10 protein-coding genes and 2 pseudogenes are annotated in these 11590 nt (G+C 69.4%); 8 read left to right on the top strand and 4 right to left on the bottom strand.

The window, feature by feature from the left end; genetic code table 11:
* Window positions 1–93 precede the first annotated feature (93 nt).
* The gene (locus F0344_RS12190) at window positions 94–1380 is read right to left on the bottom strand and encodes an alanine racemase (protein WP_185298804.1); all 1287 of its coding nucleotides are present in this window, start codon (window positions 1378–1380) and stop codon (window positions 94–96) included.
* Window positions 1381–1520: 140 nt separating this feature from the next.
* Here F0344_RS12190 and F0344_RS12185 point away from each other — a divergent pair, with 140 nt between their 5' ends.
* The 5 genes and pseudogenes from F0344_RS12185 to F0344_RS36795 form a co-directional block, all read left to right on the top strand.
* Window positions 1521–2825, top strand: coding sequence for a sugar kinase (locus F0344_RS12185; protein ID WP_185298803.1), 1305 nt, complete (start codon window positions 1521–1523; stop codon window positions 2823–2825).
* Window positions 2822–3580 (top strand): IclR family transcriptional regulator, encoded by a 759-nt coding sequence (locus F0344_RS12180; RefSeq protein WP_185298802.1) that lies wholly within the window; start codon window positions 2822–2824, stop codon window positions 3578–3580. The genes F0344_RS12185 and F0344_RS12180 overlap by 4 nt, the downstream gene beginning before the upstream one ends.
* Window positions 3581–3586: 6 nt before the next feature.
* On the top strand, window positions 3587–3997 hold the full coding sequence (locus F0344_RS12175) for a RidA family protein (RefSeq protein WP_185298801.1): 411 nt from the start codon (window positions 3587–3589) through the stop codon (window positions 3995–3997).
* Between the two features lie 138 nt (window positions 3998–4135).
* Window positions 4136–5611, top strand: coding sequence for a GntP family permease (locus F0344_RS12170; protein ID WP_185298800.1), 1476 nt, complete (start codon window positions 4136–4138; stop codon window positions 5609–5611).
* 97 nt (window positions 5612–5708) lie between these two features.
* Window positions 5709–6061: pseudogene (locus F0344_RS36795) on the top strand (transposase); the annotation flags it as partial.
* Window positions 6062–6130: 69 nt separating this feature from the next.
* Here the strand turns inward: F0344_RS36795 and F0344_RS12160 are convergent.
* Window positions 6131–6319 (bottom strand): hypothetical protein, encoded by a 189-nt coding sequence (locus F0344_RS12160; protein ID WP_185298799.1) that lies wholly within the window; start codon window positions 6317–6319, stop codon window positions 6131–6133.
* 218 nt (window positions 6320–6537) lie between these two features.
* Between F0344_RS12160 and F0344_RS12155 the strand changes: the two genes are divergently transcribed.
* The 3 genes and pseudogenes from F0344_RS12155 to F0344_RS12145 all read left to right on the top strand — a co-directional run bounded on the left by F0344_RS12155 (window position 6538) and on the right by F0344_RS12145 (window position 9210).
* On the top strand, window positions 6538–7851 hold the full coding sequence (locus tag F0344_RS12155; RefSeq protein ID WP_185298798.1) for an Nramp family divalent metal transporter: 1314 nt from the start codon (window positions 6538–6540) through the stop codon (window positions 7849–7851).
* A 64-nt stretch (window positions 7852–7915) separates the two neighbouring features.
* Window positions 7916–8635, top strand: a pseudogene (locus F0344_RS12150) (alpha/beta hydrolase); the annotation flags it as partial.
* 92 nt (window positions 8636–8727) lie between these two features.
* Window positions 8728–9210 carry a hypothetical protein gene (locus tag F0344_RS12145; protein ID WP_185298797.1) on the top strand — a complete coding sequence of 161 codons (483 nt, stop codon included), beginning with the start codon at window positions 8728–8730 and terminating at the stop codon, window positions 9208–9210.
* A gap of 63 nt (window positions 9211–9273) precedes the next feature.
* Here F0344_RS12145 and F0344_RS12140 read toward each other — a convergent pair whose 3' ends face one another.
* Both F0344_RS12140 and F0344_RS12135 read right to left on the bottom strand, forming a co-directional pair.
* On the bottom strand, window positions 9274–10998 hold the full coding sequence (locus tag F0344_RS12140) for a chitinase (protein ID WP_258049889.1): 1725 nt from the start codon (window positions 10996–10998) through the stop codon (window positions 9274–9276).
* Between the two features lie 139 nt (window positions 10999–11137).
* Window positions 11138–11584 (bottom strand): hypothetical protein, encoded by a 447-nt coding sequence (locus F0344_RS12135; protein ID WP_185298795.1) that lies wholly within the window; start codon window positions 11582–11584, stop codon window positions 11138–11140.
* Between the last annotated feature and the right edge of the window lie 6 nt (window positions 11585–11590).

Genomic DNA, 11590 nt, shown 5'->3' with positions numbered 1-11590 from the left:
AAACCAGCCTCTCCGGCGATTGAGGAGAGCGGGGTCTGGGGCGGAGCCCCAGTTACGGGAAGGGGCGGGGAGGGGGAACGAACCCCGTGGGGATCAGAAGAACGTGCGGATGTAGTCCGTGACCGTGCCGTCCGCCTCGGCCAGCGGAATCAGCTGCCACTTGTCGAAGCTCGTGCACGGATGCGACAGGCCCATCCCGACCCAGTCGCCCACCTCCAGCTCCGCCCCCGGCTCCGTCCGCAGCCACGTGTGCTGGTCCGACAGGCCCGTGACCGTGACCCCCGTCGCCGCGCGCACCGAACCGTCGCGCGCCGAGCGCACGACCTGTGCCTGCGGGAGGTCGAGGTCGTACGCGGCGTCCCGCTTGCCCGCGTTGAGGAACGCCTGCTCGCCGGAGGGGCGCGAGACCACCTGGGCCCAGAGCCGGAAGGCGGGCTGCAGCGCACCCTCCTCCGGGACCCGGTTGAACGGGGTGATGCGCAGGTAGTGGCCGTCGTCGTGCGAGACGTACGCGCCCGAGCGCAGCAACTTGCAGGCGGGGAGCGAGAGTTCCGGGATCTCCGCGAAGACCTCGGCCACCGCGTCGAACCACGCGCTGCCGCCCGCGCTGATCAGGATCTCCTCGGCGTCCGCGAACGCGCCCGCCCGGTCGAGGTCCGCCGCCACCGCGACCAGCCGGCGCAGCCAGTCCCGGACCCGCTCGGGGGTGGCGTCCGGTACCTCGCCCTCGTAACCGGCCACACCGGTCAGCCGGAGCGTGGACACGGCGGTCACCGCGGCCGCGACCGACGCGCAGTCGGCGTCGGTACGGGCCCCGGTGCGGGCACCCTCGCCCGCACCCAGCTCCACCACGACCTCGACCGGACGGGTGGCGCCCGCCGCGCGCAGGGCCTCGTCCATCAGCTCGACGCCGCGTACGGAGTCGACGTAACAGACGAAGCGGAAGTCCGGGTCCGCCGCCAGTTCGCGGGCCACCCAGCGCAGTGCGACCGCGTCGACGACCTCGTTGGCGAGGAAGATCCGCTGGATGCCGTAGGCCCGGTAGACCCTGGCCTGGTGGGGGACGGCGGCGGTGATGCCCCAGGCACCCCGCGCCAGCTGGTCCGCGAAGAGCTGCGGGGCCATCGAGGTCTTGCCGTGCGGGGCGAACGCCAGGCCGTGGCGTTCCGCGTACGTCTCCAGGAGGGCGAGGTTGTGCTCCACCGACTCCGCGGACAGGGCCAGCACCGGGGTGGTGAACCCGCCCGTGAACAGGTTGCGGCGCTCGGCGGCCAGGTCTCCGACGGTCAGCCCCTCCGCGTCGGGCGGGAGAGCTTTGAAGCGGTGGTCGACCCGTTCGTCGGCGATGCCGGCCAGGGTGACCGGGTGGTCGGCGGCCAAGGGAGCCTCCTAGAAGAGTTGTCGTTGCAGCATATGCAACACCCATTGCGCATATCGCTAAACGCTGTCTAACATCCGAGCCGATGCCGGGTCAATGGTTGAGAACCGGTCCCGAACGCTGATCAGCTAGGAGCCCCAGAGTGCCCGGACCCGCAGCAGGGACGGCCGACCGTGCCGCCACGGCCACCGATGTCGTCTGCCTCGGTGAGTCCATGGTGACGTTCCTGCCCTCGCGGCCCGGCCGCCTCGCCGACGTACCCGCGTTCAGGCGCGGAATCGGTGGCGCCGAGTCGAACGTCGCCTGCGCGCTGGCCGCGGCCGGGCACCGGGCTACGTGGGTGAGCCGGGTCGGCACGGACGGCTTCGGTGACCATCTCGTCGAGACGGTCGCGGGGTACGGCGTCGCCACCGGCGCCGTCCGGCGCGACCCGGAGCGGCCCACCGGCATCTACTTCCGCACGGCCACCGACCGGGCGACGGATGGCCACGAGGTGGCGTACTACCGCGCCGGGTCGGCAGCCTCCGCCATGTCCGTACGGAACGTGCCGTACGAGGACGTGTTCGCGGGCCGCGTCCTGCACCTGTCCGGGATCACGGCCGCACTGTCGGCGGACTGCCTGGAACTGCTCCACGATCTGACCGCGCCGAGGGCGGGGCGCCCACTGGTCTCGTTCGACGTGAACCACCGGCCGGGACTGTGGCGCGGGCGTGCGGGTGCCGTGGGTGCCGCGGGTCCTGACGTCCTGCTCGGCCTCGCGCGCCGGTCGGACCTCGTGTTCGTCGGGGAGGACGAGGCGGAGGAGGCGTGGGGTGTGCGGGGGGCCGACGCGATCCGGGAGGCGCTGCCGGAGCCGGGCCTGCTGGTCGTGAAGCGGGGGGCGGACGGGGTGACCGTCTTTTCGGGGCTCTGCCCCGGACCCAGCTCCTCAGTCGCCGGAGGGGCAGAGAATGGCCCTGGCCCCGGCTCCTCAATCGCCGGAGGAGCTGAAATTGCGCAGCCCGGTCCGAATTCTGAGCCCGGAGGGGCTCAGTTTGAGCCCGTCCGGCGATTGAGGACCGGGGGTCTGGGGGCAGAGCCCCCCGTTCGGGAAGGGGCGGGTAGGGGACAGGCCCCGCGCAGCGGCCTCACGCCCGCGCCCGCCGCCGCCACCGACACCGCCACGACCGTCCCCGCCCTCCGCGTCGACGTCGTCGCCCCCGTCGGTGCCGGTGACGCCTTCGCCGCCGGATTCCTCTCAGCGACCCTGCGCGGACTCCCCGTGCGCGACCGCGCCCGGCACGGCCACCTGATGGCCGCCGCCGTCCTCACCGTCCCCGGCGACCTCACCCAGCCCCCCGCCCGGAAGCACGCCGACCGCCTCGCGGGCCTCGACGACGACGCTTGGGGGAGACTTCGTCTCGGCCCCGGGTGGACGGGGGACGACCAGGAGGTACGTACGACATGAGTCAGACCGTCGACCGGGCGCTGAGCATTCTTCCGCTGCTCGCCCAGGGACCCGCCGACCTCGGACAGGTCGCCGAGCGGCTGGGCGTCCACAAGTCCACGGCGCTGCGTCTGCTCCGTACGCTCCACGAACACGGACTCGTCTACCGGCAGAGCGACCAGCGCTACCGCCTCGGCGCCCGGCTCTTCGCGCTCGCGCAGGAAGCCGTCGAGAACCTCGACGTACGGGAGATCGCGCACCCGCACCTCGTCGAGCTGAACGAGCAGTGCGGCCACACCGTCCACCTCGCGGTGTACGAGGAGAACGAGGTCCTCTACATCGACAAGGTCGAGAGCCGCTACCCGGTCCGGATGTACTCGCGGATCGGCAAACCCGTCGCGATCACCGTCGCCGCGGTCGCCAAGCTGCTGCTCGCCGACCTGTCCGAGCCGGAGCGGCGCGTGGTAGCCGACAAGCTCGACTACCCCATGTACACGTCCCGTTCGACCCCGAACGCCGGGGCGTTCCTCAAGGAGCTCTCCGTCGTACGCGAACAGGGCTGGGCCACCGACCTCGGTGGCCACGAGGAGTCCATCAACTGTGTCGGCGCCCCCATCCGGGGCGCGGACGGCCGTGTCGTCGCCGCCATGTCGGTGTCCGCGCCGAACGTCGTCGTCACCCGCGAGGAACTCCTCACCCTGCTTCCGCTGGTGCGTCGCACCGCCGACACCATCAGCCGGGAGTACTCCGGCAACGCCCCGACGAAGAAGGCCTGAACCACCATGACCGAGAAGACCGCGCTCACCCCGAGCACCCACACCGCCCCGCCCGCGAAGTTCTCGCACGGCGTGAGGAAGGGGAACATCCTCCAGGTCGCGGGCCAGGTCGGCTTCCTGCCCGCCGTGGAGGGTCAGGCGCCCACCGCCGCCGGCCCGACCCTCCGCGAGCAGACCCTCCAGACCTTCGCGAACGTCAAGGCGATCCTGGAGGAGGGCGGCGCGAGCTGGGACGACGTGATGATGATGCGCGTCTACCTCACCGACGTGGACCACTTCGCCGAGATGAACGAGATCTACAACTCCTACTTCGGCGAGCAGGACCTCAAGGCGGCCCCCGCCGCCCGTACGACCGTCTACGTCGGTCTCCCCGAGGGTCTGCTCATCGAGATCGACGCGCTCGCGGTCCTCGGCTGATCCTGCCGGCACCGCAGAACCCCTTGCGTCTCCGTATCACCGCACCACCCCGCCGCCACGGCGCGGCGCCCCGCACCACGGGGGCGCCGTGCCGCGCTCCCCCCTGCCCGAAAGCCCCCTGTCCCCACGGAGTTACCCATGCTGCTCGCCGCCACCGCGCCGCCGGCCGAGACACCACCCCGCACCGGTGGACTCCTCCTGCTGATCGACGGCACCGCCGGACTGCTCACCGTCGCCGCCCTCGGTATCGCCCTCCTCCTGTTCCTGATCATCAAGGCCAGGCTTCAGCCGTTCGTCGCCCTGCTTGCGGTCTCCATAGCCGTCGGCCTGGGCGCGGGCCTCTCCGTCACCGAACTCTTCGGCACGGTGCAGAAGTCCGCCGCCGTCTCCGTCATCGAATCGGGCATGGGCGGCATCCTCGGCCATGTCGCGATCATCATCGGCCTGGGCACGATGCTCGGCGCGATCCTCGAAGTCTCCGGCGGCGCCGAGGTGCTGAGCACCCGCCTGCTGAACCTCTTCGGTGAGAAGCGGGCCCCGCTCGCCATGGGGCTCACCGGCCTGATCTTCGGCATCCCGGTCTTCTTCGACGTCGGCATCTTCGTCCTCGCACCGATCGTGTACGCCGCCGCCAAGCGCTCGGGCAAATCGATCCTGCTGTACGCGATGCCACTGCTGGCCGGCCTCTCGATGACGCACGCGTTCCTGCCGCCGCACCCCGGCCCGGTCGCCGCCGCCGGACTGTTCAACGTCTCGCTCGGCTGGGTCATCCTGATGGGCGCCGTCGTCGGCATCCCGTCCGTCCTCGCCGCCTGGGTGTACGCCGCCTGGATCGGCAAGCGGATCTTCGTCGACGTACCGCAGGACATGGTCGAGGCAGCCGCCGAGGCCAAGGCCGCCGTCGCCGCCGAGCAGCGGGCCGCCGGGGTCACCCCGCGCGAGGACCCGGTCGGGCTCGGTACCGTACTCGCGATCATCGGCACCCCGCTCGTGCTGATCCTCGCCGCCACCTTCTCCTCCATCGCGCTGGACCCCTCCACCCCGCGCTCGGTCATCGAGTTCTTCGGCAACCCCTTCGTCGCCCTGACGATCGCGCTGCTGCTGGCGTACTACGTGCTGGGCATCAGGCGCGGCTGGTCCCGCAAGTCCCTCGAATCGGTCTCCACGTCCTCGCTGAAGCCGGTCGGCAACATCCTGCTCGTCGTCGGCGCGGGCGGCATCTTCGGCGCCGTGCTCAAGGGCAGCGGCATCGCGGACGCCCTCGCCGACACCTTCAACGACGTCGGCCTCCCGGTCATCCTGCTGGCCTGGCTGATCTCCGTCGTGCTGCGTGTCGCGCAGGGCTCGGCGACGGTCGCGATCGTGACGACGGCCGGCATCGTCGTGCCCCTGGTCGAGGGCCAGGACATGTCGCAGGCGCACCTCGCCCTGATCATCATGGCGATCTCGGCGGGCTCGATCTTCGCCTCGCACGTCAACGACGGCGGCTTCTGGATGGTCGCGAAGTACTTCGGCATCTCGGAGCGCGACACCCTGAAGTCGTGGACGGTCCTGGAAACGGTCCTGTCCGTCGCCGGCTTCGTGGTCGCGGCGCTGCTCAGTCTGGTGATCTAGGCACTGTCCGGCTGATCATGTGACCTTCCGACCGGTTGATAGTTGTATCGGTTATGGGGCGCGGGGATCTGACGAATCGAGAGTGGTCGCTTCTGGACTCCTGATCACGCCGGGCCGGTGGGGCGGCGCTCCGCAGTTGACCGAAGTTCTGGACCGGATCCGGGTTCCCCGGCCGCTGGGCGGACGCCCCCGGACCCGACCGGATCACGTCAGCGGCGACAAGGCGTACAGCTCCTGCCGCAACCGCCACTACCTGCGAAGACGCCGCATCGGACACACCATCCCGGAACCGAAGGATCAGCGGGCCAATCGCCGGCGCAAGGCAGCGCGGGCGGCAGACCCGCCGGGTTCGACGGCGCCCGCTACCGGCGCCGCAACGAAGTCGAGCGGACCATCAACCGACTCAAGAACTCCCGCGCGGTCGCGACCCGTTATGACAAGCGGGCCTAGGTCTTTCACGGCACCGTCACCGCAGCAACGATCCGGTTATGGCTTCGGCCGTGATGCGCCGAACGGTGCCTACTCGTCTCCGCCGCTCTGCCGTGAGCGGGAGTTCCGGCTCGCGCTGCGGGCCAGATCACTGCCGAGCAGCGTCGCCCTGGCCAGACCACGTGCCCAGCGAGGGGCGTCGCCCCGGGCCGCCCAGAAGACGCAGACGCAACCGCCGATGACGAGCAGAACGACGACCGACAATATGAGCACGAGCATGCTTTACCCCTAATTCGTGTGATGGTCCGCGCCATCCTCTCAGGCGGGCCTCATCTCCAGCAGACGCTTGGAGCCCTCGCGGTCAGCTGAAGAAGTGGCTTCTCCCGTGATCCGCCGGACAGGGCCCAGGGCATGCCCAGGGCGGACTGCCTGGAGATCCGGCGGGGTCCGCTCCCACTCCCTTGTGCGATCGATCTCTTTGCGCTTCTTTGATCGACATGGCGGAGATCAGCGGAACCACAGGGACAGGGGAGATCGACTCCCGACCGCGCAAGTCGAGTTGGAAGTACATCGGACCGGGCATCGTCGTCGCCGCAACCGGTGTCGGAGCCGGGGACCTGGTCGCGACGCTGATCGCGGGCAGCAAGTTCGGATACACCCTCATGTGGGCGGCCGTGATCGGCTGCCTCGTCAAGATCTCCCTCGCCGAAGCGGCCGGCCGGTGGCACCTCGCCACCGGCCGGACCCTCTTCGAGGGCTGGCGCACCCTCGGATCGTGGACCACCGTCTACTTCGCGGTGTACGTCGTCATCTGGGGGTTCGTGTACGGCGCGACGGCCATGTCGTCCAGCGCCCTGCCCATCGTGGCGCTCTTCCCGGACGGCCCGGGGCTGAAGACCTGGGCGATCATCACGGGTCTGATCGGCCTGGTCTTCGTCTGGTTCAACCAGTACGCCGTCTTCGAGAAGGTCATGACGGTCCTGGTCGGCGTGATGTTCGTGGTCGTCGTCTACGTGGCTCTGCGGGTGGGACCGGACGTCGGCGCATCCATCGCCGGGCTCGCTCCGGTGCTCCCCGACGGCTCGCTGATCTACACGCTCGGGCTGATCGGCGGGGTCGGCGGCACGATCACCATGGCCGCGTACGGGTACTGGGTGAACGCCAAGGGGTGGAACAACTCCTCCTGGATGAAGGTGATGCGCCTCGACAACCGGGTCGCCTACATCACCACCGGTATCTTCGTCGTCGCCATGCTGGTCGTCGGTGCCGAGCTGCTGCACTCCTCGCAGCTGGCCCTGACCAAGGGTGACCGCGGCCTGATCGACCTCGGGCAGATCCTGGAGGACCGCTTCGGCGCGGTCACCGCGAAGCTGTTCCTGGTCGGCTTCTTCGCCACGTCGTTCTCGTCGCTGATCGGCGTGTGGCACGGCGTGAGCCTGATGTTCGCCGACTTCGTCGAGCGCATCCGTGCCGAGCGGGCAGCGGGCGGTGCCGGTGCGGCGGACGAGCCGGGCGGCCCGCAGATCGCCCGGCAGGAGAGGTCGGTGCCCTTCCGCGCGTATGTCCTGTGGCTGACCTTCCCGCCGATGGCGCTGCTGTGGCTGGACGAGCCGTTCGGCCTGGTCATCGTCTACGGGGTGCTCGGCGCCTTCTTCATGCCGTTCCTCGCCCTGACGCTGATCTGGCTGCTCAACTCCGCCCGTACGCCCCGCGAGTGGCGCAACGGCTGGCTGAGCAACGGGATGCTGGCCTTGGCGGGACTGCTGTTCCTCGTGCTGTGCGTACAGCAGGTGCGCGACCTGCCGTGGTGATGCGGAGGCCGCCCTCGGACCAGCGTGCCGGACCCGCTGGCAGAGAAAGAAGGGAACCGGCCGCGCGATCATTGCGAACGGCAACCCGGACATTGCGGACCACACAGCGGTGTACGTCCCGGGCACCAAGACGAAGCTGGAAACCATCGGCGGCGACATCAATCGGATGACCAACCTTTGGGCCGATGCCAACTCGGAAGCCAGCGGGGAGTCCGTCTCCACCATCACCTGGTTCGGGTACGACGCCCCGCAGAGCATCGTTCCCGAGGCCATGGAGAAGCAGTGGGCCTATGACGGTTCGCCCAAACTGAACTCCTTCATGGACGGACTGGAGACGGTGCAAGGAGGCCCCGACGCCAGCCACACCACGGTCATCGGGCACAGCTACGGCTCGACCGTCGTCGGTGACGCCTCGAACAAGGGTGATCTCGCCGCCGACGACATCGTCGTCGCCGGCAGCCCCGGCATGATGGTCGGCGACGCGGGCGACCTCGATGTCGGTAAGGACCACGTGTGGTCCGAGGCCGCTTCGGACGACGTCGTGCCGGCCGGCGGGAAGGTCGCCGGTCTGGGCGGATACAAATGGGGCGTCGAGGAGTTCCACGGCATCCCCTTCAATGCCGGCTATATCCAGACCGTGCCCTCCGATGAGGCGTTCGGCGCCCATCGGATGGATGTGGACACCAGTGGTCACAGCGAATACTGGAACCGCGACTCCCAGAGTCTGAAGAACCAGGCACTTGTCGTGGCTGGACAGTACTCCCGTGTGAAAGGCGATCAGTGACCCGCAATACCCGCAGGAGGCAACGCCGTGCCTCCGGCATGCTTGCCACCGCCCTCTCTCTGGCAGTCGTTTCGACGGGATGTGCGAAAGACATGGACGACCTCGGCTACACGCCCACCACACTCGGCGTCGAGGATGCGCGGAAGAAGACGGTGGTTGTCTCCAGCCAGATCTTCGACATGATCGGGATCAAGGAGGCTGAGACGACCAAGCCTGGGGCCGGAGTTTCCCCTTGCGAGGAGGACCCCGAGCACCTCTTCTCCTCCCGACACCCATGGTCGCTCTACGGAGTCTCCGACGAGAGGCTGACAGAGGGATTTGCGCGGCTCAAGGAGAATCTGCCCAAGTACGGCTGGAAGATTGTCGAGTACGGGCCGAACAACAGCCCCGCCAAGACTCTGGAACTGACCGCGGACTCCGAGAAGGAGCACTACTCGGTCAATGCGGAGCTGCGGGTCGCCACCGATCCCGCGCAAAATCACCCGTCCGCTACCAGGAAGTCGTCGATTCAGGTGCGCGTCGTGTCCGGCTGCTTCCGCGCCCCTGAGGGAACGGACCTCAACGGAATCTACTGAGCCCCACGCAGCAGCGCCGCCGGGGGAGCGGCGGCGCTGCTGGTCACGGGTGCCTGCCGGGTGTTACGGCAGACCGTGCACGTGCGGGCCCACCGCGTTCGACCAGGCGTTGCCCGCCGTGGCGTCCCAGTTCGTGGACCAGGTCATCGCGCCGCGCAGGGTCGGGTAGGTCTTCGACGGCTTGAACGAGCCGCAGCCAGTTCCCTTCGTCAGGCAGTCCAGGGCGGCGTTCACGATGGACGGGGAGACGTAACCGCTGCCCGCGCCCCGGGTGGACGCCGGGACTCCGAGGCCGACCTGCGAGGGGTCGAGGCCGCCCTCCAGCTGGATGCAGGCGAGCGCGGTGAGGAAGTCCACCGAGCCCTGCGAGTAGACCTTGCCGTCGCAGCCGAGCATCGAACCGCTGTTGTAGTACTGCATGTTGACGACGGTCAGGATGTCCTTGATGTTGAGCGCCGTCCTGAAGTACTCACCGGACGTCGACTGCATGTCGATCGTCTGCGGTGCCATCGTGATGACGAGACCGGTGCCGGCCTTCGCGGACAGGGCGCGCAGGGCCTTCGTCATGTACGTGGAGTTGAGGCCGTTCTCCAGGTCGATGTCGACGCCGTTGAAGCCGTACTCCTGGATGAGCGTGTAGAGGGAGTCCGAGAAGGCCGTGGCGGAGGCGTCGCTGTTGACCGCGACGGTGCCCTTCTCGCCGCCGACGGAGATGATGACGTTCTTGCCGGCCGCCTGCTTGGCCTTGATGTCGGCCTTGAACTGGGCGACGGTGTAGCCGTTCAGACCGGCCGTGTCGAGGTTGAAGGTGACGGCGCCCGGGGTCGCCGTGGCGTCGGCGAAGGAGACCGCGATGATGTCGTAGTTCGCGGGCACGTCGCTGAGCTTCTGGACGGCCGCGCCGTTGTTGAAGTTCTGCCAGTACCCGGTCACCGCGTGCTTCGGTACCGAGGTCACCGGACCCGGGTCGCCGGTCTTCGCCGTGCGGGCGCTGATCGTGGCGGACCTGACCGACTCACCCGCCGCGTTGGTGGCGCTCACCGCGAACTGGTACGCCGTGTCGGCGGCCAGGCCGGTGACTGTTGCCGAGGTCCCGGTGGAGGTGGTGGCCTTCGTCCCGTCCCGGTAGACGGTGTAGCCGGTCGCGCCGGAGACCGCGTTCCAGGTCAGGGGTACGGAGGACGCCGTCGCCGTACCGGCGGTGAGCCCGGCGGGCGCGGCCGGGATCTGCGGGCCGGGGTCGGTGCCCCCTCCGCCGTCGGGGCCGGTGACGGAGACGTCATCGGCGAAGTAGGCGGCCTGTCCGTACCAGCCGTGGGTGTAGACGGTGACGGATGTGGTGCTCGGGCCCGTACGGAAGCTGGTCGTCAGCTGCTTCCAGCTGCCGGTGTCCGGCGTCCAGGTGGAGACGTCGGTCGTGCCGGTCCCGGTGGCGCCGAGGTAGGCGTACCCGCCCTGGACCCAGGCGCTGAGCGTGTACGTCGAGCCTGGCTTCACGGCGACGGTCTGCGTGCACCGGGCGTTGTCCTGGCCTGCCGGGGTGGCCTTGAGGGCGGAGGCGCCGCCGTGCACGGGGGAGGACACCGTGGAGCCGCTGCCCGTGGAGCACGTCCAGTTGGCGAGGCCGGATTCGAAGCCGGCGTTCTTGGCGACGTTGACGTCGGCCGCTTCCGCGGTGCTGACGAGGCCGGTGGCCGTCAGGGCCCCGGCCGCGAGGGCGGCCGTGACGATGCCGAGGACGGGCCGGGTGCGACGCCTGCGGCGTCTGCTGCCTGCGGAGCGTTCCACTGGTGCCTCCGTGGGGAGTTGGGGGGCTGGCGGAGTGTGCGGTGGCCACCGTTGGCCCATAAGCTGGTCCAGACCAATTGAGTTGTCAAGACCTCTGACCGCGACTCGTCCGTTTCCGCCCCGTACGGCGTGACCTGGATCAGGTGTCGTCCTGCAACTGGTCCGCCGCGTACCCCGCCACGCACGCCACGGCGGCCACCACGTTTGACATGAACAGTCCTTCGGCCGCCATCTCCTCCCACTGCACCGCCATGTTGAGCAGCTGCGCCACGACCGGCACGCAGACCGTCGCGGCCAGATGCTGCGGCAGCGAGTGGCGGAAGGGCTCGCGGTGCACCCGGGCGGCCGCCCACGCCGCGAGGGCCAGGCACACCACGTTGGGTATGTGGATCAGCAGCATGCGCCCGCCGAACGTCTCCATGCGTCCGGGCGTCGCCACGTGCTCGTACACGACGGAGGCCTGGACGTACTCGGTGACGATCAGCACGATGATGCCGGCGGCCCAGGCGCGGGCCAGCGCGAAGACCACCGCCCCGGGCCCGTCGTCCCGGCGGGTGGGGGTCCCGGGGTAGGTGTAGCGCGTCATGTTCGT

It is taken from the genome of Streptomyces finlayi (assembly GCF_014216315.1).
Lineage (GTDB): Bacteria > Actinomycetota > Actinomycetes > Streptomycetales > Streptomycetaceae > Streptomyces > Streptomyces finlayi_A.
The sequence above is the reverse complement of the archived record's forward strand: the minus strand, read 5'-3'. Positions and strand labels throughout refer to the sequence as shown.